This is a genomic window from Priestia sp. YIM B13490, from assembly GCF_042787735.1.
Lineage (GTDB): Bacteria > Bacillota > Bacilli > Bacillales > Bacillaceae_H > Priestia > Priestia megaterium.
In genome coordinates this window covers 45,363-69,136 of sequence record NZ_JBHZOT010000004.1, presented here as the reverse complement: position 1 = coordinate 69,136, position 23,774 = coordinate 45,363, and the positions used below count along the sequence as shown (strand labels likewise).

Annotated in this window: 30 protein-coding genes; 23 read left to right on the top strand and 7 right to left on the bottom strand. The window is 37.8% G+C overall.

The genetic code is table 11. The features are described 5' to 3' along the window. Position 1 precedes the first annotated feature (1 nt). Entirely contained in the window at positions 2 to 217 is a 216-nt protein-coding gene (locus ACFX4R_RS14740; RefSeq protein WP_013085082.1) for a DUF2536 family protein, read from the bottom strand. A 139-nt stretch (positions 218 to 356) separates the two neighbouring features. On the opposite strand from ACFX4R_RS14740, the gene ACFX4R_RS14735 reads away from it, so the two are divergent. The 6 genes from ACFX4R_RS14735 to ACFX4R_RS14710 all read left to right on the top strand — a co-directional run bounded on the left by ACFX4R_RS14735 (position 357) and on the right by ACFX4R_RS14710 (position 4,755). Next, the gene (locus ACFX4R_RS14735; RefSeq protein WP_013059274.1) at positions 357 to 998 is read left to right on the top strand and encodes a class I SAM-dependent methyltransferase; all 642 of its coding nucleotides are present in this window, start codon (positions 357 to 359) and stop codon (positions 996 to 998) included. A 17-nt stretch (positions 999 to 1,015) separates the two neighbouring features. Beyond that, entirely contained in the window at positions 1,016 to 1,711 is a 696-nt protein-coding gene (gene mtnN, locus ACFX4R_RS14730) for a 5'-methylthioadenosine/S-adenosylhomocysteine nucleosidase (RefSeq protein ID WP_028411671.1), read from the top strand. Between the two features lie 142 nt (positions 1,712 to 1,853). Beyond that, positions 1,854 to 2,777, top strand: a complete 924-nt coding sequence (locus ACFX4R_RS14725; RefSeq protein WP_043976161.1) for a PLP-dependent cysteine synthase family protein — start codon at positions 1,854 to 1,856, stop codon at positions 2,775 to 2,777. 1 nt (position 2,778) lies between these two features. Continuing rightward, positions 2,779 to 3,912 carry a bifunctional cystathionine gamma-lyase/homocysteine desulfhydrase gene (locus ACFX4R_RS14720; protein ID WP_280560325.1) on the top strand — a complete coding sequence of 378 codons (1,134 nt, stop codon included), beginning with the start codon at positions 2,779 to 2,781 and terminating at the stop codon, positions 3,910 to 3,912. Between the two features lie 81 nt (positions 3,913 to 3,993). Further along, positions 3,994 to 4,224 carry a YrhC family protein gene (locus tag ACFX4R_RS14715; RefSeq protein ID WP_043976163.1) on the top strand — a complete coding sequence of 77 codons (231 nt, stop codon included), beginning with the start codon at positions 3,994 to 3,996 and terminating at the stop codon, positions 4,222 to 4,224. 390 nt (positions 4,225 to 4,614) lie between these two features. After that, complete coding sequence (locus tag ACFX4R_RS14710) at positions 4,615 to 4,755, top strand: YrzI family small protein (protein ID WP_013059269.1); 141 nt, start codon at positions 4,615 to 4,617, stop codon at positions 4,753 to 4,755. A 170-nt stretch (positions 4,756 to 4,925) separates the two neighbouring features. On the opposite strand, the gene sigK is transcribed toward ACFX4R_RS14710, so the two are convergent. After that, complete coding sequence (gene sigK / locus ACFX4R_RS14705; RefSeq protein ID WP_013059268.1) at positions 4,926 to 5,654, bottom strand: RNA polymerase sporulation sigma factor SigK; 729 nt, start codon at positions 5,652 to 5,654, stop codon at positions 4,926 to 4,928. Positions 5,655 to 5,870: 216 nt separating this feature from the next. Here sigK and ACFX4R_RS14700 point away from each other — a divergent pair, with 216 nt between their 5' ends. Beyond that, entirely contained in the window at positions 5,871 to 6,020 is a 150-nt protein-coding gene (locus tag ACFX4R_RS14700; protein WP_014458166.1) for a hypothetical protein, read from the top strand. 175 nt (positions 6,021 to 6,195) lie between these two features. Here ACFX4R_RS14700 and pssA read toward each other — a convergent pair whose 3' ends face one another. Continuing rightward, on the bottom strand, positions 6,196 to 6,735 hold the full coding sequence (pssA, locus tag ACFX4R_RS14695; RefSeq protein ID WP_013059266.1) for a CDP-diacylglycerol--serine O-phosphatidyltransferase: 540 nt from the start codon (positions 6,733 to 6,735) through the stop codon (positions 6,196 to 6,198). 114 nt (positions 6,736 to 6,849) lie between these two features. Between pssA and ACFX4R_RS14690 the strand changes: the two genes are divergently transcribed. Beyond that, positions 6,850 to 7,632, top strand: coding sequence for a phosphatidylserine decarboxylase (locus ACFX4R_RS14690; protein WP_280560322.1), 783 nt, complete (start codon positions 6,850 to 6,852; stop codon positions 7,630 to 7,632). A gap of 73 nt (positions 7,633 to 7,705) precedes the next feature. Here the strand turns inward: ACFX4R_RS14690 and ACFX4R_RS14685 are convergent, their stop codons facing one another. Further along, positions 7,706 to 7,846: a sporulation histidine kinase inhibitor Sda gene (locus tag ACFX4R_RS14685; RefSeq protein WP_013059264.1), complete on the bottom strand. Its 141-nt coding sequence runs from the start codon at positions 7,844 to 7,846 to the stop codon at positions 7,706 to 7,708. A gap of 549 nt (positions 7,847 to 8,395) precedes the next feature. On the opposite strand from ACFX4R_RS14685, the gene ACFX4R_RS14680 reads away from it, so the two are divergent. Genes ACFX4R_RS14680 through ACFX4R_RS14645 form a run of 8 tightly spaced genes read left to right on the top strand, consistent with a single transcriptional unit; the run spans position 8,396 to position 13,488 of the window. Beyond that, positions 8,396 to 8,908, top strand: a complete 513-nt coding sequence (locus ACFX4R_RS14680; protein ID WP_013059263.1) for a YqeG family HAD IIIA-type phosphatase — start codon at positions 8,396 to 8,398, stop codon at positions 8,906 to 8,908. Between the two features lie 3 nt (positions 8,909 to 8,911). Beyond that, positions 8,912 to 10,018: a ribosome biogenesis GTPase YqeH gene (yqeH, locus tag ACFX4R_RS14675; RefSeq protein WP_043976164.1), complete on the top strand. Its 1,107-nt coding sequence runs from the start codon at positions 8,912 to 8,914 to the stop codon at positions 10,016 to 10,018. Between the two features lie 19 nt (positions 10,019 to 10,037). Next, the gene (aroE, locus tag ACFX4R_RS14670; protein ID WP_080781554.1) at positions 10,038 to 10,877 is read left to right on the top strand and encodes a shikimate dehydrogenase; all 840 of its coding nucleotides are present in this window, start codon (positions 10,038 to 10,040) and stop codon (positions 10,875 to 10,877) included. An 18-nt stretch (positions 10,878 to 10,895) separates the two neighbouring features. Continuing rightward, the gene (gene yhbY / locus ACFX4R_RS14665; protein WP_043976166.1) at positions 10,896 to 11,195 is read left to right on the top strand and encodes a ribosome assembly RNA-binding protein YhbY; all 300 of its coding nucleotides are present in this window, start codon (positions 10,896 to 10,898) and stop codon (positions 11,193 to 11,195) included. A 60-nt stretch (positions 11,196 to 11,255) separates the two neighbouring features. Next, a complete protein-coding gene (locus tag ACFX4R_RS14660; RefSeq protein WP_377569876.1) occupies positions 11,256 to 11,828 on the top strand; it encodes a nicotinate-nucleotide adenylyltransferase in 573 nt (190 codons plus the stop codon). Further along, positions 11,815 to 12,387 carry a bis(5'-nucleosyl)-tetraphosphatase (symmetrical) YqeK gene (gene yqeK, locus ACFX4R_RS14655; RefSeq protein WP_162214981.1) on the top strand — a complete coding sequence of 191 codons (573 nt, stop codon included), beginning with the start codon at positions 11,815 to 11,817 and terminating at the stop codon, positions 12,385 to 12,387. The genes ACFX4R_RS14660 and yqeK overlap by 14 nt, the downstream gene beginning before the upstream one ends. Then, on the top strand, positions 12,380 to 12,733 hold the full coding sequence (gene rsfS / locus ACFX4R_RS14650) for a ribosome silencing factor (RefSeq protein ID WP_013085071.1): 354 nt from the start codon (positions 12,380 to 12,382) through the stop codon (positions 12,731 to 12,733). Before yqeK ends, rsfS begins: the two co-directional genes overlap by 8 nt. Then, positions 12,730 to 13,488, top strand: a complete 759-nt coding sequence (locus ACFX4R_RS14645; RefSeq protein ID WP_043976170.1) for a class I SAM-dependent DNA methyltransferase — start codon at positions 12,730 to 12,732, stop codon at positions 13,486 to 13,488. Before rsfS ends, ACFX4R_RS14645 begins: the two co-directional genes overlap by 4 nt. 40 nt (positions 13,489 to 13,528) lie before the next feature. Here the strand turns inward: ACFX4R_RS14645 and comER are convergent, their stop codons facing one another. Further along, on the bottom strand, positions 13,529 to 14,359 hold the full coding sequence (gene comER / locus ACFX4R_RS14640) for a late competence protein ComER (RefSeq protein WP_025750559.1): 831 nt from the start codon (positions 14,357 to 14,359) through the stop codon (positions 13,529 to 13,531). Between the two features lie 96 nt (positions 14,360 to 14,455). Between comER and ACFX4R_RS14635 the strand changes: the two genes are divergently transcribed. The 3 genes from ACFX4R_RS14635 to ACFX4R_RS14625 all read left to right on the top strand — a co-directional run bounded on the left by ACFX4R_RS14635 (position 14,456) and on the right by ACFX4R_RS14625 (position 18,114). Further along, positions 14,456 to 15,091, top strand: a complete 636-nt coding sequence (locus tag ACFX4R_RS14635) for a helix-hairpin-helix domain-containing protein (protein WP_043976171.1) — start codon at positions 14,456 to 14,458, stop codon at positions 15,089 to 15,091. Between the two features lie 96 nt (positions 15,092 to 15,187). Then, complete coding sequence (locus ACFX4R_RS14630; protein ID WP_025750557.1) at positions 15,188 to 15,754, top strand: ComE operon protein 2; 567 nt, start codon at positions 15,188 to 15,190, stop codon at positions 15,752 to 15,754. A gap of 68 nt (positions 15,755 to 15,822) precedes the next feature. Then, entirely contained in the window at positions 15,823 to 18,114 is a 2,292-nt protein-coding gene (locus tag ACFX4R_RS14625; protein ID WP_377569873.1) for a DNA internalization-related competence protein ComEC/Rec2, read from the top strand. Between the two features lie 57 nt (positions 18,115 to 18,171). On the opposite strand, the gene ACFX4R_RS14620 is transcribed toward ACFX4R_RS14625, so the two are convergent. Continuing rightward, positions 18,172 to 18,306 (bottom strand): YqzM family protein, encoded by a 135-nt coding sequence (locus tag ACFX4R_RS14620; RefSeq protein WP_013059251.1) that lies wholly within the window; start codon positions 18,304 to 18,306, stop codon positions 18,172 to 18,174. A 326-nt stretch (positions 18,307 to 18,632) separates the two neighbouring features. On the opposite strand from ACFX4R_RS14620, the gene holA reads away from it, so the two are divergent. Further along, a complete protein-coding gene (gene holA, locus ACFX4R_RS14615) occupies positions 18,633 to 19,649 on the top strand; it encodes a DNA polymerase III subunit delta (RefSeq protein ID WP_043976175.1) in 1,017 nt (338 codons plus the stop codon). Positions 19,650 to 19,683: 34 nt separating this feature from the next. Here the strand turns inward: holA and rpsT are convergent, their stop codons facing one another. After that, on the bottom strand, positions 19,684 to 19,950 hold the full coding sequence (rpsT, locus tag ACFX4R_RS14610; protein ID WP_013059249.1) for a 30S ribosomal protein S20: 267 nt from the start codon (positions 19,948 to 19,950) through the stop codon (positions 19,684 to 19,686). A 256-nt stretch (positions 19,951 to 20,206) separates the two neighbouring features. On the opposite strand from rpsT, the gene gpr reads away from it, so the two are divergent. The 3 genes from gpr to lepA all read left to right on the top strand — a co-directional run bounded on the left by gpr (position 20,207) and on the right by lepA (position 23,691). Beyond that, a complete protein-coding gene (gpr, locus tag ACFX4R_RS14605) occupies positions 20,207 to 21,319 on the top strand; it encodes a GPR endopeptidase (protein ID WP_043976177.1) in 1,113 nt (370 codons plus the stop codon). A gap of 84 nt (positions 21,320 to 21,403) precedes the next feature. Beyond that, positions 21,404 to 21,739 carry a DUF3679 domain-containing protein gene (locus ACFX4R_RS14600; protein WP_013085063.1) on the top strand — a complete coding sequence of 112 codons (336 nt, stop codon included), beginning with the start codon at positions 21,404 to 21,406 and terminating at the stop codon, positions 21,737 to 21,739. A gap of 128 nt (positions 21,740 to 21,867) precedes the next feature. Further along, positions 21,868 to 23,691 carry a translation elongation factor 4 gene (gene lepA, locus ACFX4R_RS14595; RefSeq protein ID WP_013059246.1) on the top strand — a complete coding sequence of 608 codons (1,824 nt, stop codon included), beginning with the start codon at positions 21,868 to 21,870 and terminating at the stop codon, positions 23,689 to 23,691. The last annotated feature ends 83 nt before the right edge of the window (positions 23,692 to 23,774 follow it).

Genomic DNA, 23,774 nt, shown 5'->3' with positions numbered 1-23,774 from the left:
GCTAGCGCTGCTTTTTTAATTTGAAATGAACAACCGCAGAGTACAGTTTTTTACCTTGTTCATAGTCCACAGACATTTGATGAGATACGCTATGAACCTCAAGCAAAATCGCTTTATTTTGATCAATTTTTTCCGCAATTTGTTTCTCAAGCATTTTAACATCAGGCGCTTCAAAAAATTCTATTTTATCTTCAATCATTTCAAATTCAAAATTCATCTTACGACCTCCTTACCTCATTACTATAGTATAGCAAATAGAAAGTTAAAAGCTTAAAATAATTTGTAAATGAAGAACAAACGATAGCTAAAAACATACTATATCCATAAGAATTATTAGTTATAAGGAGGCGTTTTTTATGGGGTTAGAGTTTTTAGATATCTTTGAAAAGTGGGCGAATGAGTATGATGCATCGGTAAGCGGGAAAGATGAACAGTATAGAGAAGTGTTTCGCAATTATAATGAAATCTTAGAGTATGTAGCAGACCGTTCAATAGGGCATGTGATAGAATTTGGAACAGGGACTGGAAACTTAACAAAAAAACTGTTAGAAAAAGAACTGACTGTAGTAGGAATTGAACCTTCAGTACCAATGAGACAATTGGCACACCAGAAATTAGGGGCAGATGTTTTAGTCACACCAGGAGACTTTTTACAATTTGATACATCATTGTTTCCAGCAGAGAGCTTAGTTAGTACGTATGCTTTTCATCATTTGACAGATAAAGAAAAAGAAGAAGCTGTGATAAACTATGGAAAGTTACTTCAAACCGGTGGTAAAATAGTGTTTGCTGATACAATGTTTGAAACAGCAGATTCATTTGCTGATACCATTGTTCAGGCAAAACAAAAAGGGTATACGCAACTAGCAGAAGATCTAGAGAGGGAATACTATACAACGATTCCCGTCTTAAAGCAAATCTTTGAAAGCAATGGTTTTCACATAACCTTTACACAATTTAATCACTTTGTGTGGGTATTGGAGGCAACGAAACAATAGTAGAAAGAGGTTTTAAAATGAAAGTAGCAATCATTGGAGCAATGGAAGAAGAAGTGACGATTTTACGCGATAAAATTGAAAATCGTCAAGAAACAGTAATCGCAGGATGTGAATACTCGACAGGAACAATCAGCGGTGTGGAGGTTGTATTATTAAAATCAGGTATTGGAAAAGTAAATGCTGCGTTATCTACAGCCATCTTACTAGAGAAGTTCAAACCTGATTACGTTATTAATACAGGATCAGCAGGCGGCTTCCATCCGGAGTTAAACGTAGGAGATGCGGTTATTTCAACAGAAGTTCGTCATCATGATGTAGATGTAACGGTATTCAACTATGAATACGGTCAAGTACCAAACTTGCCTGCAGCTTTTAAAGCAGATGAAAAACTAGTTCGTCTTGCTGAAGAAAGCGCTCTTGAAGTAACGGATATGAAAATTGTAAAAGGGCTAATTGCTACAGGTGATTCGTTCATGAACGATCCTGTGCGCGTAGAGTTTGTTCGCTCTAAGTTTCCAGACCTGTATGCAGCTGAAATGGAAGCGGCGGCTGTTGCTCAAGTATGCTATCAATTTGGCGTACCGTTTGTTATTCTTCGTGCTCTTTCTGACATCGCCGGCAAAGAATCAAATGTTTCTTTTGAGCAATTTTTAGAAAAAGCAGCTGTTAATTCAACGAAATTAGTATTGAATTTTATTACAAAATTAAAATAAGCTGTTCGTAAAATATAGAGTTTGTTTTCGTCTACACTCTGCATCGTTTATCATAACATGGGGTGTAGACTATATTTTTACCTTAATTCCGACTTTATTTATAGGTTAAGTTATATTATTCGATAGCGAGGTGTTCAAGCTTATGAAGGTAGCCAAAAACGTTCATGAATTGATTGGAAACACACCTATGATTGAGATTACACAATTTGATTTACCCAGAGAAATCAGGATATTTGCTAAACTGGAATATGTTAATCCAGGAGGAAGTGTAAAAGATCGTTTAGGAAAAGAACTGCTGAAAGAAGCTCTTAGCTCTGGAAGACTGAATCGAGGCGGAACGGTGGTTGAGCCTACTGCTGGAAATACGGGGATTGGGCTGGCTTTAGCTGCTCTTCAGCACGAAATAAATGTTATACTATGTGTTCCAGAAAAATTCAGTATTGAAAAACAGCAGCTTATGAAGGCTTTGGGGGCAACGGTGGTTCAAACACCTACTGAAGCTGGTATGAAAGGTGCTATAAACAAGGCTCAAGAGCTGCTGCGTGAAATACCTGGTTCTTATTGTCCTCAGCAGTTTGCTAATCCGGCCAATCCTATGACTTATTACAAAACCTTAGGGCCAGAAATATATGAACAGCTTGATGGAAAAATCGACGTGTTTGTAGCTGGAGCAGGTACAGGTGGAACATTTATGGGTACAGCAAAATTTTTGAAAGAAAAAAATCCTTCTCTAAAAACAGTCATTGTTGAGCCAGAAGGTTCGATTTTAAACGGAGGGAAATCCGGCCCTCACTTAACTGAAGGAATTGGAATGGAGTTCATCCCTGATTATATGGAGCGGTCTTATTTTAATGCTATTCATACTGTTGAAGATGTTTATGCTTTTCAAAGAGTGAAAGAGCTGGCTTTAAAAGAAGGGTTACTAGTAGGGAGCTCTTCAGGAGCAGCCTTCGAAGCAGCCCTGCTCGAAGCAAAAAATGCAGAAAAAGGCGCTCATATTGTCACTATTTTTCCCGATAGCAGCGAACGGTACTTAAGTAAAAATATTTACAGTGGAGGAAGATAAGATGAAACGTAAAACACAGTTAATTCATGGTGGAATTGTTGGCGATGAACAGACGGGTGCTGTCTCTGTTCCTATTTATCAAGTGAGCACTTATAAACAAGAGGGAGCTGGGAAACATACGGGATACGAATATTCTAGAACCGGTAACCCTACACGACACGCCTTAGAAGAACTTATCAAAGAAATTGAAGGAGGATATGCTGGGTTTGCGTTTGGATCTGGTATGGCAGCTACTACTGCTGTATTCATGCTGTTTAACAGCGGAGATCATGTGCTAATTACAGATGACGTTTACGGAGGAACGTACCGAGTGATTACAAAAGTGCTGAGCCGTATTGGCATTGAAGCTACTTTTATTGATACAAGCGACATCGAAAATATTAAGAAAGAAATTCGCCCCAACACAAAAGCTATTTATATCGAGACTCCCACGAATCCTCTCCTAAAAATTACTGACTTGCAGCAGGCTTCTTCAGTAGCTAAACAGCATCATTTACTTACCATCGTTGATAACACATTCAGTACCCCGTATTGGCAAAACCCTATCGAAAAAGGTGCGGATATCGTTCTGCACAGTGCAACTAAGTATCTAGGCGGCCACAGTGACGTTGTAGCAGGGCTAGCCGTTGTGAATTCGTCTAAATTGGCAGAAGACCTTCATTTTATTCAAAATGCGACTGGAGGCATTTTAGGGCCCCAAGATTCTTGGCTTTTGATGAGGGGGATTAAAACATTAGGAATACGAATGGAAGAACATGAATTCAACACTGGGAAAATAGTAGAATTTTTACTTGCTCATCCTGCTGTTACAAAAGTATATTATCCAGGATTAAAAACCCATCCAAACCACCTCATTGCTAAAAAGCAGGCAAGAGGTTTTGGAGGAATGGTTTCTTTTGATGTGGGAAGCGAAGAGAAAGCCGAACAAGTACTGAGCAAAGTGAAGTATTTTACATTAGCAGAAAGTTTAGGAGCCATTGAAAGCCTTATTTCCATTCCTTCTAAAATGACTCATGCTTCTATACCGAGCGACCGACGTGAAGAGCTAGGAATTACAGATGGATTAATTCGTATTTCTGTAGGCCTTGAAGATGTAGAAGATTTAATTGAAGACTTAGAAGAGGCATTGAAATGAGGGTGGTAAAAATAGGATTTTTATAGACCTATAGATCTATGATAGAGTAGAGTTATAACATTCTACTGAGAAGGTGATTGTATGAAAGCTCAAAGCATCAAAGCAAAAATTGAAGATTACAGCCGCTTTATTTACGTCCTTCTAGCCGTAAGTACATTCTTGTACATTGGTGTTATGATTGGCCAAGGTGAAAAAAGTGATATGCAGCTTGGAATAATGGAAGCCATCGTTATTCTTTTTGCCGCCCTTGCCTTTTATTTTAGTTATCAAACTAAAAAACTGAAAAAAGAACTAATGAAAGAAAAAGAATAATAGATATAAAAAGACGATCATACATCGTCTTTTTTTTATGAGGGTTGAAAAAATAAAAAAATTCCCTATTTTTCAAAAAAACAGTTTACTTTTTATGAGTCCGTGGATATAATTACCATTGTAAGGAAAATACTTTATTAAAAGGAGGTCGAGTCATATGTTAAGACGTTTATCAGTTATGGGTCATCTAGTTTCAACTATGTTCAAAAATCGTCTATATACGTATACTATTCGGCCGTGTTCCTGTATCAAGTAACTTTCTTACTTTGATCATTAAAACACGTTAATTCACCACAGGTGCGAATAGTAGCCCTGTGGTTTTTATTATTTTTCAGCCACAGGATGCTTATGCATTACTGTGGCTTTTTTGTGTATAAGGAGGTGATTGTAATGACACTGAACATTTTCTTTTTAACTATTACCATAAAGTCTCGTCAATACTCTGAGGCAGAAATTAAGCATGAACAGTATGTAAGACAATTAGAAGAAGAAATAAAAGACCGCAAGTATGAGTTTTACCGTCATTTCTAATTTGAACAGTGGAAAGGAGTGGATGAATGATGATTAATCAAAAAGGATATATCGTTGTATGGCTACTTGTGGAGAAAGATTCCACCTAAATGATTAGTAGGGGGAGTAATGATGTGTTTGCTACGGATTATTATTTGGAAATTATTTTAAAAAAAGAGCGGAAAGAAGGATTAATTCTCCTTCTTTCCGCTCTTTTTTTTCTCTTTTTCGGCTCTGTAAAATTCGTGAAACATTTTCATCAGCGCTCGCTTTTCAATTCGCGAAACATAACTTCTTGAAATATTTAATTCTTTTGCAATTTCTCGCTGGGTTTTTTCATCCTGCAGATCCAAACCGAAGCGACCAACAATTACTTCCTTTTCCCGATCATCGAGAATATCGATGTATTCTTTTATTTTTTCTAATTCCATATTTAGTTGAATCATATCAATTACATCGTCTGATTCTGATTTTAATACATCAATCAAACTGATTTCATTTCCTTCTTTATCCTGGCCAATTGGATCATGCAGAGACACATCTTTTTTTGTTTTTTTGAGCGCTCGCAAGTGCATCAATATTTCATTTTCAATACATCGTGCGGCATAAGTAGCTAATTTTGTTCCTTTTCCTTGCGAATAACTTTCGATTGCTTTAATTAAACCGATTGTCCCAATTGAAATTAAATCTTCCGCATCCTCTCCCGTGTTTTCAAACTTTTTAACAATATGCGCAACGAGCCGGAGATTGTGTTCGATAAGAAGGTTTCGCGCTTCTTGATCTCCTTGTTCCATTAAAGATAAATATCTCTTTTCTTCAGCAGCAGACAAGGGTTGAGGAAAGGCATTGTTTTTTACGTAGGAAACAAGGAAAACCAATTCTTTAAAGAAATAGCCTAGTGCGGTAAATAATGCAGACATCTCTTCACCTCCATAAGGGGATATCAACTTGTGAGAGACTAACATTACACTATATGTAAAAAGAAGGATGTCTTTGCCTGTACGTTTAAAATTCCCCCCGGGGACAAGAGAGTTTGAAAAAGTCCACAGATTTTTCTTTATAGATAGTTACCAGCCTATACAGAGAAAAAGTATGTACATACGCTAGTAGTAGTTCATAGTGTAAGGAGGGAAAGTATGTACGGTTACGGAGGCTGCTGTTATCCTAATTATCCAGCTTACCCATGTGGAGGAGGCTTCGGCTGGGGACTTGGATTGTTGATTGTTCTGTTTGTCCTGTTATTAATTTTCGGAAGCTTCTATTGGTTTTTTAGCTGCTGGTGTTAAAAAAAACTCATGCATGTGCATGAGTTTTTTTAGATGACATATCCTACCGAATAGAACCATTCATTCTTAAGAATTCTTAAGGAATTTTTGCTTTGTTTCTTAAAGAAGATGATTTATTCTATAACTAGGAAAAGAAGCAAGACGATAATATTCCTCTGCAAAAGTAAATGGAGCTCTACACTTTTTTTAGCTTGAAAGTACTAATCATCAAGCAAGCGAGTACGATAATTAAAAACATATAAAAGTGTGAAGGCAAATAAGGGACGCCCAAGTAGCTAAGAGTTAATAAACAACCTGCTGCGGTAATAGGGAGCCCTGTAAAATACCCAGTATTTTCTGTGATGTTAAAGCGAGCAAGACGAAGTGCTCCGCAAGCAATGTAACAGATGGTAACAATTGAACCTGCAGCACCAAAGTGAGACAAAATACTTTGATAAAGTAGTAGAGCTGGAGCGATGCCAAATGATATAATATCGCACATGGAGTCCAGTTGTTTTCCAAGTTCAGATTCAATTTGCAGCTTTCTGGCTACCATGCCGTCGAATCGGTCTGCTAACGCTGCTAAAAAAATCAGTAATAAACTTAAGTTCAATTCATTTTTCATGACAAATAAAATAGCAAAGCTTCCTAAACTTAAATTAACAATCGTTAAGGAGTTTGCCGCTTGGGATCTCAGCTTTTTAATTGTATGATCTAGATAGTCTAATAAAAACAATTTCCTCACTCCTTTAAAGGATGGAATGAACTAAAGGTAAAAATAATGGTAATTTCATTGTAGACGCAAACCTTATTCTAGTAAAGAACTATTCAGTATGTGGAGGTAAAATTATTGTTGCAGCACCTGTATCGAACGTTTATTGAGCTTACGAATCATCAAGGATCATCGAAGCTCATTCGGAAATTCACTTTTTCTAAATGGAGTCGGTTTGTTATACCCTCCTATACAAAAGTTTTTAAAGTAAATAAAGAAGAAATGGACAAGCCTCTGCATCACTATCAAACCTTACACGAGCTATTTATTCGCCGTTTGAATCCTTCTGCCCGTCCGGTCGACCAGCAGAAAGACAGCGTTGTCAGTCCTGTAGATGCAAAGATAGAAGCATATGGAGTCATTACGCCTCAAAAAGAAATGATTGTAAAAAACAAACCTTATTCTATACAGGAAATGGTTTCAAATGATCTCATTCTTGAAAAATATATAGAGGGACAGTTTATTATTCTCTATCTTAGTCCGAAAGACTATCATCGTATTCACAGTCCTCTTAAAGCCCAAGTGGGGAATACGTGGACCGTTGGACAAAAGTCTTATCCAGTAAATTCATTAGGAATCAAGTACGGAAAAGAACCGCTGGTGAAAAATTTCCGGAAGCTCACGGAGTTAACATTTGAAAATGGTCACATGCTGATGGTAAAAGTAGGAGCCATGTTTATCAACAGCATTGAAGCGGTTTCTAAAAAAGAAGTAGTCGAAAAAGGGGAAGAAATGGCTTACTTCACGTTTGGTTCGACTGTCATTTTATTATTTGAGAAGAACTCAATCATTTTTGATTCTAACGTCCACTCAGGTTCTTATGTAAAGTATGGAGAACCAATTGCTCATTTGAAAAAATAGAGCCTATATAATAAAAGAGTAGATAGATAAATGAAGATGCAGCTTTCTTTTATTAAGAAGGCTCTTTTATTCGTTAAGAAGGAATTTGTATGCTAATCTTTAATGATCTTCTTTCAATTTCCTCTTCAATTAATTTTATAAAATCAGGGCTTAATTGCAGTTCGGTTGCTTTGCTGTATGATTCAATAAGCAGCTCATCTGATAATTTTCTCATAAGATTGCCGCCACCTCCTACTAAAATAAATATCCTAAAAAGTTATATTTAAATGCTAATAAATTCCTTATTTATAATCTAACATGAATCAAATAAAGGAACAATCGTTCTGTTATCCACAGCTTTCGGTGGATAAAATGTGGGTATGTTGTTTATAATTACCATTAATTGCTGAACTATAACAGAGGATAATGTGTATAAACTTATCCACATAATTAGGCTTATCATTTTTTGTCGAAAACTTTTAACAGAATTTGTTTACCACTTACCCTATTTGATCAGTAATAAACGTTTTCTGCACTATTTTTTATTTTAAGTTTGCAGAGGGTGAATATATCGTAAGCCTACGAACAAATAGAGGTTTGCTACCTTTTGTCAATAACTTTCTGTATAAAGTTAAAGCATTCACAAGGCATATCCTTTATACTAAGAAAAGACCTGTTTTTGAAGAGAATAAAATTTTAGGTTGGAAAATAACAAGAAGTCGTTATAATGATAGACGGCGTTAATTTTAGTATGTAACTATATATTCGAGGTGCATGATACGTGTTGAAACTTTTTTTACCAAATGAACATGTGAAAAACGTGTTTCAAATTAAGCCAGACGATTTGAAAGAGCGCGGAATAAAAGGAATTATTACCGACTTAGATAACACGTTGGTGGAATGGGATCGCCCTGATGCCACTCCGGAATTAATTGAGTGGTTTCAGTTAATGAAAGATAGTGGAATTAAAATTACGATTGTATCGAATAATGTGGAGAAACGAGTCAAGCTGTTTTCAGATCCAGTTGGACTTCCATTTGTATATAAAGCACGCAAACCGATGCGTAAAGCATTTAGAAGAGCTCTTCGTGATATGGAGCTGCAAAAAGATGAGGTTGTAGTGATTGGTGACCAGCTTTTAACGGATGTATTAGGAGGAAATCGTCTCGGCGTATATACGGTTTTGGTTGTACCAGTTGCGCAAACAGATGGATTTGTAACGAAATTTAACCGTAAAATGGAACGAAGAATTCTAGGTTGGATGAAACGAAAAGGTATGATTAACTGGGAGGATTAAAACGTGAGTGAAGAAAAATTACAGTGCGTAGGATGCGGAGTGGAGATTCAAACAGAACGACCAAATGAACTTGGTTATGCTCCAAAATCAGCACTAGAAAAAGAAGCTATTATTTGCCAGCGATGCTTTCGCTTGAAGCATTATAATGAAGTACAAGATGTTTCCTTAACAGATGATGATTTTTTAAAAATCTTAAATGGAATTGGTCAAACGGACGGTTTAGTTGTAAAAGTTGTAGATATCTTTGACTTTAACGGCAGCTGGTTACCTGGTTTGCATCGATTTGTTGGAAATAACAAGGTCCTTTTAGTGGGAAATAAGGCAGATTTACTGCCAAAGTCTATAAAGAAAAATAAACTAATTCATTGGATGAAGCGAGAAGCGAAAGAGCTTGGGCTAAAATCAGTGGATGTGTTCCTCATGAGTGCGCAAAAAGGACAAGGAATTCGAGAAATTGCCGAAGCCATTGAACATTATCGCGAAGGTAAAGATGTATATGTTGTGGGATGTACAAACGTTGGTAAATCAACATTTATTAATGCCATTATTAAAGAAGTAACGGGAGAAAAAGATATTATTACTACATCTCAATATCCGGGCACAACGCTGGATATGATTGATATCCCGCTTGATAACGGCGCATCTCTATATGATACGCCTGGTATTATTAATCACCATCAAATGGCTCACTATGTAGATAAACGAGACTTAAAGCTGATTTCTCCTAAAAAAGAAATAAAGCCGAAGGTTTATCAGCTAAATGAAGGGCAAACGTTATACTTCGGAGGACTGGCGCGCTTAGATTATGTACAGGGGGGCCGCAAGTCATTAACATGTTATGTATCGAACGATTTGCATATCCATCGTACGAAGCTTGAAAAAGCAGATGAGTTGTATGAAAAGCAAGCAGGTGAACTGCTTCAGCCGCCGCGCCCAGAGCAAATGGATGAGTTTCCTGAACTGGTTGCACATGAATTTACAATAAAAAATGAAAAAACGGATATTGTTTTTTCAGGGCTGGGCTGGGTGACGGTTAATGAGTCAGGTTCAAAAGTTGTGGCGCATGCACCAAAAGGAGTCGGCGTATTTGTGCGCGATTCTTTAATTTAAACAAAAAGGGGAAAAAATCTTGAGTACATTATATGGGCTAGTTGGTTATCCGCTTGGGCATTCACTATCGCCATTGATGCAAAATGATGCCTTTAAACGTCTGAATATGGATGCTCATTATGAAGCTTTTCCAATTGAACCTGTTCATTTTGAGTCAGCCATTGGAGAGCTAAAAGATAAAAACATTCAAGGATTTAATGTCACGATTCCTTATAAAGTTGATATTATGAAGCATTTGGATGAAGTCGATCCATTAGCAAAGGCAATTGGCGCTGTAAATACAGTTGTTAATCAAGATGGCCGTTATATTGGATACAATACCGACGGTGAGGGGTATGTGACGTCTTTGCTCAAAGCAGTAGAAGGAAGCTTATCCCAAAAAAGAATTTTAATTATTGGAGCTGGAGGAGCTGCAAAAGCTATTTTTTATACAATTGCAGCTCAGCATGCTCCTGAGGTAATTGCGATATGCAATCGTACCGCCGAAAAAGCAGCTGTATTAGCTAACGAGCTGCCTTTTTCGACGAAAACAGCGGCGATGTCTATTTCTGATGCAGAAAAACAATTAGATACATTCGATATTATTATTAATACCACTTCAGTGGGAATGTACCCTAACGTGGATGAGCTGCCATTAGCACTTACTTTATTGCAAAAAGAAGCCGTAGTCAGCGATATTATTTACAACCCTTTAAAAACAAAGCTTTTAAAAGAGGCTGAAGCAAAAGGGGCAGGCACTCATAACGGTGTCGGTATGTTTGTACTGCAAGGTGCACTTGCATTTGAAAAGTGGACGAACGTCCGTCCTGACGAAGAGGCAATGGAACACATTGTTCTTTCAACACTAACTAAGAGATAAGATACAACGGAGGTTTTTATGTTAACAGGTAAACAAAAACGTTTTTTACGTTCAAAAGCACATCATTTAAATCCAATTTTCCAAGTAGGAAAAGGTGGAGTCAATGAAAATATGATTGGTCAAATTGCTGATGCATTAGAAGCAAGAGAATTATTAAAAGTAAGCATTCTGCAAAACTGTGACGAAGATCGTGACACGGTTGCTGCTCGATTAACAAAAGGAGCAAAAGCAGAGCTTGTACAAGTGATTGGAAATACAATTGTATTATATAAAGAATCACGCGAAAATAAGCAGTTAATGCTTCCAAAAGTGAAATGAAATAGAGCGGGGAAACCCGCTCTATTTAAAAATGAAGTAAATTAAAGGAGTCGGGGATTGTTGAAGAGTATTGGAATTTTAGGTGGAACATTCAATCCGCCTCATTTGGGGCATTTAATGATGGCAAATGAGGTTTTGCATGCCTTGAAATTAGATGAGATATGGTTCATGCCGTCGTATATTCCACCTCATAAAACAATCAGAGAGCCTATTGAGCCATATCATCGTTTACACATGCTAAAGCTAGCTATTGAAGAACATGATCAATTTACCCTGCAGCCCATCGAATTTGAGCGCAAAGAGCCTTCATATACATATGATACGATGAGAATACTAACGGAGAAATATCCAACATATCAGTTTTATTTCATCGTTGGTGCTGATATGGTAGAATATTTGCCGAAGTGGTATGAAATTGATGAATTAGTCAATTTGGTTACATTTGTAGGTGTAAAACGCCCGGGGTATACCATTACGTCCCCTTACCCGATAAAAGAAGTAGAAGTTCCGCAGTTTGATGTCTCCTCTTCCTTTATTCGCGAACGAGTAGTAAAGAAAGAAACCATTCGTTATTTTATACCTGCTGGTGTTAAACAATATATCGAGGAGAATCAATTATATGAATCGAACTGAGGCATTAGAAATCGTAAAGAAACAGTTAACAGAACGCCGTTATATTCATACTGTCGGGGTAATGGAAACAGCAATTGAATTAGCTAAGCGTTTTGAAGCAGACGAAAAAAAAGCAGAATTGGCTGCTATTTTTCATGACTACGCCAAGTTTCGTCCGAAGGAAGAGATGAAGCAAATTATTATTGATCAAAACATGAGCCCTTCTTTATTGGAATACAATACAGAATTATGGCATGCTCCAGTAGGCGCGTTTTTAGTGAGAAATGAAATAGGGATTACGGATAAGGAAGTATTGGATGCGATTGCTTACCATACATCTGGAAGACCTGGCATGACGTTACTTGAAAAAATTGTGTACGTTGCTGATTACATTGAACCCGGAAGGAGATTTCCAGGTGTTGATGAAGTGCGGGAGTTAGCTAAAACGGACTTAAATGCAGCACTTATTCAATCACTGAAAAACACCATTTCTTTTTTAATGACTAAACATCAGGCCGTTTATCCCGATACGATGATGACATATAATGATTTAATCTTAGGAGGTCAAACACATGACTGAACGTGAATTGCTATCTCTTGTTGTAGAAGCAGCAGACGATAAAAAAGCAATCGATATCGTAGCGTTAAATATGGAAGGAATCTCACTTGTGGCAGATTATTTTGTTATTTGTCACGGTAACTCAGATAAACAAGTGCAGGCAATCGCTCGTGAAATTAAAGAAAAAGCACACGAACAAGGCATTTCTGTGAAGCGTTTAGAAGGATTTGAGCAGGCTAAGTGGGTTCTTGTTGATCTTGGAGATGTTGTGGTTCACATTTTCCATAAAGATGAGCGCGGATATTATAACTTAGAACGCTTATGGGGAGATGCACCATTTGTAAGTTCAGAAGAGCTACAGCTATGAGCAGGTACGGAGAATTTGCCTACGTATATGATCAGCTAATGGCAGACGTTCCGTATGACGATTGGGCTGAATTTTTTAATCAGCAGGTGGCAAAAGCGAAAACAAAGCCTGACAGTATATTAGACCTTGCCTGCGGCACGGGAGAACTCTCCGTTCGATTTGCACAAGAAGGTTTCTCCGTAGTAGGCGTTGATTTGTCTGATGATATGCTTATGGTAGCCCAGGAAAAGGCGGCAGAAGCAGGGTTAACGCTATCTCTTTTTCAGCAAAACATGGCGGAACTTGAGTTATTGAAAGAGTTCGACTGTGTAGTAATCTTTTGTGATTCTTTGAACTATTTGCAAAGTGATAAAGAAGTTCAAGAAACCATTCAACGTGTATATAAGCACTTAAAACCAGGTGGGCTCTTTATATTTGATGTTCATTCAGTGCACAAGATGAAAGACGTATTTGGAAATCAATCTTTTTCTTACGTAGATGAAGACGTGTCATACATTTGGAACTGCACCTATGACGATACAGACACGCGCGTAGAGCATGATATTACGTTTTTTGCTTATGATGAAGAAATGGATGCATATCATCGCTTTGATGAGGTGCATGCTCAGCGCACTTGGTCGATTGACCATTATCAATCATGGCTGAGCGAAGCTGGTTTTATAAATATAGAAGTAAGTGCAGATTTCAAAATGAGTGAGCCTACTTCAAACAGTGAGCGCATCTTTTTCTCTGCGCAAAAAAAAGAAGCCGAGTAGAGGCTTCTTTTTTTGTTTCAAAGCAGGATTTCTACAGAAATTATGGAATAAGACTATCAAACTGATTGTGAACAAGCTCAATGTCTTCGTCAAATTTTTCATGTGTTTTTTGAAATACGTGCACAAACATCTCTCCGAGTTCAGCTTCTAAAACTTTAATACCTTCTCCGGTTACACCGCCTTTTACGCATACTTTATCCTGCAAGGTAGGAAGCGTAAATATTTCTTTTTCCAACAGTTTTCCCATTCCAATAATCATATCACTGGCCATGACGGTAGCTTCTTCTTCAGAAATATTTGTTTCTTGAACTGCTGCATCAATAAAGCGTTGAAGCAAAAAGCTGAAGAATGCAGGACCGCAGCTTACGATATCGGATGATACGCGCGTAATCGTTTGATCAATAGCCACAGGCTTTGACATAGATGAAAATAATTCATGTAAATAATTTTGGTAAAAAGGCGTACACCTTTCTCCAAACGTGAAAAGAGAAACACCTGCTAATGCCCGATTCGTAATGCTGGGGATAATTCTAGCTGCTTGACTCGGAATGAGGCGTTCGATTTGTTCTACGCTAATTGGACTGGTAATGGATACAATGCAATGATCTTTCGTCAGCAGTGGTTCTAATTTTATTAAAAGGGGGTGAATATCCAATGGCTTAACACAAATAAAAATGACTTTGGATGCGTGAACAACTTCTTCAGCTGTATCAGCAACATGAATTTTTTTATGCTGCTGTTGAATCTCTTTGGCTCTTTTTTTTGTGCGATTCATAATAGTAATTTTAGAAGGACGTACGGCTTTTGATTCAATAAACGCATCAATTAATATTTTCCCCATGTTTCCTGTTCCGATAAACCCTATGTTCACTGATTCATTCCCTCCTTCAAAAGCCTTTTCTTCTAAACACTATGAAGACGTAATGGAATTTATGACGTTACTTCAAAATTCAAAGGAGTGTACAATTTGACTTTTTCAAAAAAACAATGGCTAATTGGGTGTATTTGCTTAGCAGTTGGCTTGGCTTTTTATATCTATCGCACAGGCGGAGAGAAACCGGAAAGTTCTCTTCAAACCTCAGATATGATAAAGGCAGAATCTTCTGCTGTAAAAAAAGAAGGAGAGTCGTCTGATCAAGTAATTTCGAGCCAAGATTCTCCGTTTGTTATGGTGGATATTAAAGGAGCTGTTCAGAAGCCCGGTGTATACCAGCTTCCGAAAGATGCAAGGGTAAAAGATGCTCTAGCACAAGCCGGAGGCGCTACAAAAGAAGCGGACTTAAGACAGCTCAACTTAGCTAGCAAGCTACAAGATGAAATGGCTGTTTACATCCCAGCTGCTGGAGAAGAAATCCCGCCTTCATCTCCAGTTTCTTCAATCTCTTCCTCAGGAACCTCAAATGATCAGCCCCTTGTTAATATCAATACAGCGAACACTGATGAACTGCAAACACTAAATGGCATTGGACCTTCAAAAGCGAGTGCCATCGTTTCATATCGAGAGGAAAATGGCTTGTTTCAAACAGTAGAGGATTTGGGGCAAGTATCAGGTATTGGCGAGAAGTCGCTAGAAAAAATTAAAGCTCAAATTACGGTACAGTAGAGACTTATTGACGAAGAAGGAAAAGAAACGCTACACTATGAAAGAGACAAGTATAATTATAATTATTCAGTTTTAAATAAAAAGGTAGGGAATGAGATGAACCGGATTTCATGGGATCAATATTTTATGGCACAAAGCCATTTGCTAGCCTTAAGAAGCACTTGTGAACGTCTGGCTGTTGGGGCTACAGTGGTGCGTGATAAACGTATTATAGCTGGAGGATACAACGGCTCGATCAGCGGAGGCGTGCATTGTGCTGACGAAGGCTGTTATGTGATTGATGGACACTGTGTAAGAACTGTTCATGCAGAAGTGAATGCACTCTTGCAGTGTGCTAAGTTTGGTGTGAAAACAGAAGATGCGGAAGTATACGTCACGCATTTTCCGTGTTTAAACTGCTGTAAAGCCCTTATTCAAGCGGGAATTAAAACAGTATATTACGCTAATGATTACAAAAATCATCCGTATGCTGTTGAGTTATTTCAACAGGCGGGAGTGAAAACAGCAAAAGTTGAACTTGATGAAGCAATCATTGACTTAAAAAGTAAAGAGAAGCTTCAATTTGTGACGGATGTTCTCGCTCGTTTAGAAAAAAGCGGAGCGGACGAAGCAGAAGTGATGAATTTACAGCGTGAAGCTCTCGCTTTGTTTACTGCAAATTAAAGGTAAAAGAGGTTTTTTACTTAGTAACAGTAAGAAGCCTCTTTCTTTTAAGAAGAAAGGAGCTAAAAGTGAAAGGATATTATATTTACTGTGCTTTTAGCATGATGATAGCTTTATATGTATATGATAATCATTCCGCTGTAAGCCTGTTTTTGCTAATCGTGCTTTTCATTTTTCAATGGCTACAATGTCCGAGGAAAGTGGTTATTACTTCTGCACTGTTGAGTGTTTTGTGCGTCTGCCTATTAGCTGAGACAAATAAGCATAACAAAACGGTTCTTTTAACTGAATCTTCTTCTTTTACAGGCGAAATTTCATCTGTGCCGCATAGTGACGGCGACAAGCTTACTTTTAAGTTTACGGTTCAAAATGAAGAGGTCATGGCTTTTTATAAACTAAAAACGTTGGAAGAGAAACAGCAGCTCGAAAAGCTAACGATTCATCAAGTTTGTCAACTAGCGGGGCAATTAACTTCTCCTTCACCTGCTCGCAACCTTCATGCATTTGATTATCAGCAATATTTGTACCATCAGTCTATTCATTGGCAGCTTAACGTCAAGAGACTTGATTTGGTAAAATGCCAGCTCCCCACTCTAACTCCACTTACGTACCTTACCTTTATTCGTCAAAAAGGAATTAATTATATTCAACAAAATATGTCGGATCCAGGCGCTGGGTTTATGCAGGCACTAATTTACGGCGAGCGCACCGGCATCGAAGAAGAGAGTATCAAGCGCTATCAGCAATTTGGTTTAATACACTTGCTTGCCATATCAGGTCTTCATGTTGGACTGCTGACAGCAATGTGTTTTTATTTGCTCATTCGGATTGGAATAACGCGCGAGCGAGCCATTACGCTTTTACTTGTGCTTCTTCCTGTATACATGGTTTTGGCTGGTGGCAGCGCTTCAGTTGTCCGAGCTGTTTTTATGAGTATGCTGATGCTTATATCGATAAAGATACAAAGAAAAATTCTTTTGGTTGATAGCATCAGCCTTGCTTTTATAGCCATGCTGCTTTTTAAGCCGTACTATTTATTTGATGTAGGATTTCAGCTTTCTTTTGCCGTTAGTTTTGCATTGATTTTATCGAGTCAGACGATTTTACCTCGTTTTCATTCTTCTTTCAGCCAGCTCATGGTTGTTTCAGCGATTGCACAAGTCAGTTCACTTCCTTTATTGTTGTACTATTTTTATGGAGTATCTCTCCTCAGTTTGCCATTAAATATGGTTTTTGTACCGCTGTTTTCTCTTGTTATATTACCTCTTTGTTTGCTCATTCTTTTTGTTCGTATCCTCTTGCCGGGAGTGAGTGAACTGCTGGAGCAGATTCTTCATATTCTTTTACTTTTTTGTGAAAAATTGCTTGGCTTTTTTGAGTGGATTCCCGCTGATTTTGTAACGGGAAAACCCCACATTGTGCTGTTTTTGGGCATGTACTTATGCATTTATGCTTTATTTGTGGCGGTCGAAGAAGGAGAATTTTTCGTTCGCTATATGTTTCTTCTCGTGGCATTGTTAGCCGCACAATGTATGTATCCTTATTTGAATCCAAAAGGAACGGTCACAATGGTCGATGTAGGACAAGGAGACTGCTTTATCATTGAGCTTCCTTATCGAAAAGGTGTGTATATGATCGATACCGGAGGAACCGTTTCATTTCCAAAAGAACCATGGCAAAAACGGCGTTCTTCTTTTGACGTGGGAGAAGATGTACTTGTTCCCTTTTTGCATTCAAAAGGAATAACAAGGGTAGATAAAATGATTATTACACACGGCGATTATGATCACGCAGGGGCGGCACAGCATTTATTTTCACAAGTGGCTGTCGGAGAGCTGGTGCTTGGGAAAAAAGCTGAATTAAATGATGTAGAGACTGGCTTGGTGATCGCTGCTCAAAAACAAAGCGTGCCTGTTCAAATTGTTCAACAAGGAGATAGCTGGCAAGAAGGAGGTGTGTTATTTCAGATTATTTCTCCGACAGGTTTCGAAGAAACGAGCAACAACGGCTCAATTGTAATAGACGCTAAGTTAGGAAATTTAAGATGGCTATTCACCGGAGATTTAGAAAGGGAAGGAGAACAAAGAATATTGAAAGCCTTTCCAAACCTTAAAGCAGATGTATTAAAAGTTGGGCATCATGGCAGTAAAACTTCAACTTCAGAAGAGTTTGTTCAACATTTAAATCCTAAAGTAGCGCTTGTTTCAGCGGGACAAAAAAATCGTTATGGTCATCCTCATCAAGAAATATTAGAGCTTCTGAAAAGCTACGGAGTGTATATTTATCGAACGGATGAAGATGGTGGGGTAATGTATGAATTTACAAAAAAGTCAGGAACGTTTTCGCAGCAACTTCCATAGTCTATAGTAAGAAAAACGAACTAAAAAAGGCTGCTAAGAAGCAGCCTTGAAGCAATTTTACGAACCCAAGTAGTGAATCACAGTTGCAATAACAAATAAGGCAGTGAAAAAGCCAAATGAAACACCAAATCCTACGGCAGAATCGACAGCGTCGTTGCGTTTACTTTGGACACTTTCTTCAAATTGGTTCATTAACACCCCTCCTGTTTACAGTATAATCTAACTTTTTTTAAAAATCTAGACAATTTAAAAGCGTTTTCACAAACTGACAACAGTTAACAACTATACTTTATGGACATGAGGAGAAAATAGAGATAAGGGTTTAATCATTAACAAATAAGTAACCTAGGGCTTATATTGTTAATGTTTATCATAAACTGAGGAATTGTCGTTTTAAGGCAATTCCTTTTGTATTGTTGCCAAAAACTCATAACACCTTTACGATAGAAATTGTATTTTGTTTATCAGTAACTATACATAATCAATATAGATGAATAAAAAAGAGGAGCGTATATACGTTGGCAGTTGATAGCTTAAAAAGTATTACCAAAAATAATATAGCCCCCGTTTACTTAATACACGGGGTCAATGCATTTATGAGTAAAAAGATTAGAGATAAAATCGTCGGCTATACGTTAAATGAAGAAGATAAAGAATTTAACTTGTCACTATACGATTTAGAAGAAACATCGATTGATCAAGTTCTAGAAGATGCTGAAACGCTTCCTTTTTTAGGAGACAAGCGTGTAGTGGTTGCGAAAAATGCAGCATTTTTAACGGCTGAAAAATCGAAAGATAAAGTAGAGCATGATCTAGCAAAACTGCAGCAATATGTGGAGCAGCCCCCGTCTTTTTCAACGTTAATTCTACTAGCCCCTTATGAAAAGCTGGATGAAAGAAAAAAAATAACAAAATTATTAAAAAAACAAGCAGCTTACATCGAAGCGAACGAATTTGGTGAAAAAGAAATGAAGCAGTGGATTCATAATTTACTTTCAAAAGATGGAGTGAATATGGATGAAGATGCTGTGACGCTGCTTATTCAGCTTGTGGGTCTTAATGTAACGCTTGTGACAAATGAAATTGAAAAAATGGTGTTATACGTTGGACAAGACGGAGTCATTACAAAAGAAGTTGTGCTTAAGCTTGTGGCAAAAACGCTTGAACAAAATGTATTTACACTTATTGACGCTGTTATTCAGCGAAAGGTTTCTACTGCTTTAAATATGTATCAGGATTTACTGCGTAATAACGAAGAGCCTATTAAAATTTTATCTTTGTTAGCGACGCAGTTTCGTTTGATTTATCATACGAAGCAGCTGTCTAGTCAAGGGTACGGTCAGCAGCAAATTGCTCAAACGATTAAGGTTCATCCGTTTCGTGTGAAAATTGCTTTGCAGCAGAGCAGAAGTTTTGAGGAACAGCAGCTTAAAGAAATTTTAAAGGATTTAGCAGAGGCAGATTATGAAATGAAGACGGGGAAAATGGATAAAGCGCTTATTTTACAGCTGTTTTTATTAAAAAGAGCGCAATAAAAAAACGATCCTAATGGGATCGTTTTTGTCTCAATTATGCAGATAAACCGTTAAGTTTTACTGCTAAGCGAGATTTTTGACGAGCTGCAGCATTTTTGTGGATAATACCAGATTGTGCAGCTTTGTCTAATTTTTTAGAAGCAACAGCAAATGCTGCTTTTGCGTTATCTACATCGTTGTTTTCAACTAAAGCTTCAAAGTTTTTGATTGCAGTACGCATAGCTGATTTAGCTTGAATGTTATGAGCACGGCGAGCTTCAGTAGTTTTTACACGTTTGATAGCTGATTTAATGTTTGGCATCCGTTTCACCTCCCGAAATGATAACAATCGAGATTATATAGAACTCGACATTCTTCACAATAAGAACAAAAGATATTTTATCAAACACAAGGACAGAATGCAATAGCCTTGACAAGGAATTTTATATGACAGAGCTCTCTTTAAAAGCTTGTAGCTGATATTGCGCCCTTCCTTCCACTTTTCATTTCTTAAATGCATGAATCTGCCAGTCCTCGGTGACAATAATTTCAACAAAGATTGTCTAGGAGGTTAAGAAATGGAAAAAGAACTTGATTTAAGTCAATATAGCGTGCGCACGGATTTAGCTGTCGAAGCAAAAGACATAGCGTTAGAAAATCAGCCTAAACCGAATAATCAGTCAGAAATCAAAGGCGTAATTGTAAAAGAAAAAGAAGAACAAGGTGTCAAAATTTCAATGGTAGAAATTACGGAAGAAGGCGCAGAAGCAATCGGTAAGAAAAAAGGCCGATATGTAACCCTTGAATCGGTAGGCATTCGCGAGCAGGATACTGAAAAGCAAGAGGCCATGGAAGAAGTATTTGCTAAAGAGCTGAATTTTTTTATTAAAAGCCTCAACATTCCAGATGATGCTAGCTGTCTTGTAGTGGGTCTTGGAAACTTAAGTGTTACACCAGATGCGCTTGGACCAAAGGCAGTAGATAATTTGTTGATTACAAGACATCTGTTTGAGCTACAGCCTGAAAGCGTGCAAGATGGCTTTAGACCCGTTAGCGCCATTGTCCCGGGAGTAATGGGAATGACGGGTATTGAGACAAGTGATATTATCTTTGGCGTTGTAAAGAAAGTGAATCCAAATTTTATCATTGCAATCGACGCGCTGGCCGCTCGTTCGATTGAACGGGTAAATGCGACCATTCAAATTTCAGATTCAGGTATTCATCCGGGGTCTGGGGTTGGAAACAAACGCAAAGAAATCAGTTATGAAACACTTGGCATTCCAGTTATTGCAATAGGTATTCCAACGGTGGTGGATGCTGTTTCCATTACAAGCGATACAATTGACTTTATCTTAAAACATTTTGGCCGAGAAATGAAAGAGCAGGGAAAGCCGTCTAAGTCGCTGCTTCCGTCTGGTATGACGTTTGGAGAAAAAAAGAAGCTCACGGAGGATGATTTACCTAATGAAGAGCAGCGTCAAACGTATCTCGGTATGATTGGCACCCTTCCCGATGAAGAAAAAAGACGTCTTATTCATGAAGTGCTTGCACCTTTAGGCCATAATTTGATGGTTACGCCAAAAGAAGTGGATATGTTTATTGAAGATATGGCTAATGTAGTTGCAGGAGGACTTAACGCTGCTTTGCATCATGAAGTGGATCAAGAGAACTTTGGAGCCTATACTCATTAATACGCTTTTAGATGAATGAGTTCTTCACAATATAGTCATAATGGTTAGTACTACAGAAGATAAAGAAGTAAGGGGCCTAATAATATGATTAAATTTACTTTAAAATCAGTAGTGCTAACCATTTTTTTACTGTGCATTGTATTTTTAGGGATGCAGACGGCTCAGCAAGGGTTGATTAAAATGAAGGGATATAATGATCCTTCGATTGAACATGTTATTAATGTTTCTAAAACGTCAGATGGTCAGGTGGAAGCGGCTGTTTTAGGTTCAAAAAAAGTCGTGAATATTGACGAAAAACAGCAGTTTCTAGAAAAACGAAAGGCTTTTAACTTTTTCTCCTCGCTAGGTCAAAGTTTAGCGGAAGGCGTGAAAAGTACAATAGGAAAAGCTTTTAAGGCTATCCATCATCTTCTTAATTAAAAGCAGAATCTCTTTCTGCTTTTTTGTATGGAAAAATCCCCAATGGAATGCTTATTGAATGTTGACGAATGTGTTGTTATAATTTAGTTTAGTGTATTTTGCCGATTTTCAGTAGGAGTGAAAAAAATATGGATAGAGAAGCAAGATTGAAACGACAATCGAAAATCAGAAACTTTTCGATTATTGCTCATATAGACCACGGTAAGTCAACATTAGCAGACCGTATTTTAGAAAAAACAAATGCGTTAACACAGCGAGAAATGAAAGCTCAGCTTTTAGATTCGATGGATTTGGAACGTGAACGTGGAATTACCATTAAATTAAATGCTGTGCAGCTTCAATACAAAGCAAAAGATGGAGAAGAGTATACTTTTCATCTAATTGATACACCGGGACACGTCGATTTTACATATGAAGTGTCGCGAAGTTTAGCCGCGTGTGAAGGTGCAATTCTAGTAGTAGATGCAGCTCAAGGTATTGAAGCTCAAACACTAGCAAACGTGTATTTAGCACTTGATAACAACCTTGAAATTTTACCTGTTATTAATAAGATTGACCTGCCGAGTGCAGAGCCAGAGCGAGTGCGTCAAGAAGTTGAAGACGTAATTGGATTAGATGCGTCGGAAGCTGTATTAGCTTCAGCTAAAGCAGGAATTGGTATCGAAGAAATTTTAGAACAAATTGTTGAAAAAGTTCCTGCTCCTGAAGGGGATCCAGATGCACCGCTTCAAGCGCTGATCTTTGATTCATTTTATGATGCATACAGAGGTGTAGTTGCATCTATTCGTATCGTACAGGGACGAGTAAAAGTAGGCGACAAAATTAAAATGATGGCAACAGGAAAAGAGTTTGAGGTAACGGAGCTAGGTGTGTTAACGCCAAAAGCCGTTGCTAAAGATGAACTTTCTGTTGGCGACGTAGGGTTTTTAACAGCAGCTATTAAAAACGTTGGAGATACGCGAGTAGGGGACACGATTACACTTGCTAAAAATGGAGCAAGTGAACCTCTTCCTGGTTATCGTCGTCTGAATCCAATGGTATACTGCGGACTGTATCCAATTGATACAGCAAAGTATAACGATCTTCGTGAAGCACTAGAAAAGTTAGAGCTAAATGACTCTGCACTTCAGTTTGAACCAGAGACGTCTCAGGCCTTAGGGTTTGGTTTCCGCTGTGGATTCTTAGGGTTGCTTCACATGGAAATTATCCAAGAGCGTATTGAACGCGAATTTAAAATTGATTTAATTACAACAGCTCCAAGCGTTATTTATGACGTGTATTTAACAGACGAGACTCATCTGTCTGTAGATAATCCGTCTAATATGCCGGACCCACAAAAGATTGAACGTGTGGAAGAACCGTATGTAAAGGCAACGATGATGGTACCAAACGATTATGTAGGTGCTGTGATGGAGCTTTGTCAGAAGAAGCGAGGCAACTTTATTGATATGCAGTACTTGGATGCTAATCGCGTGAGTATTGTATATGAAATTCCACTGGCTGAAATTGTATATGATTTCTTTGATCAATTAAAATCAAATACAAAAGGCTATGCTTCGTTTGATTACGAGCTTATTGGATATCAGCCTTCGAAGCTTGTGAAGATGGATATTCTCTTAAACGGCGAAACGGTCGATGCACTGTCCTTTATCGTACACAGAGATTCGGCGTACGATCGTGGTAAAGTCATTGTAGAAAAGCTTAAAGAGCTTATTCCACGTCAACAGTTCGAAGTGCCTATTCAAGCGGCAATCGGTCAAAAAATCGTCGCGCGCTCAACAATTAAAGCCATTCGTAAAAACGTTTTAGCAAAATGTTACGGAGGAGATATCTCTCGTAAACGTAAACTTCTTGAAAAACAAAAAGAAGGTAAAAAACGTATGAAGCAGGTCGGTTCTGTTGAAGTACCGCAGGAAGCATTCATGGCTGTGCTTCGCATGGACGAAGATTAATAGCTGAAATTCTATTATTTAACATGTCAAATTAGTTTTGAAAATCAAGCTAATCTGATACGATAGTAAAGAGTTTTGAGCGC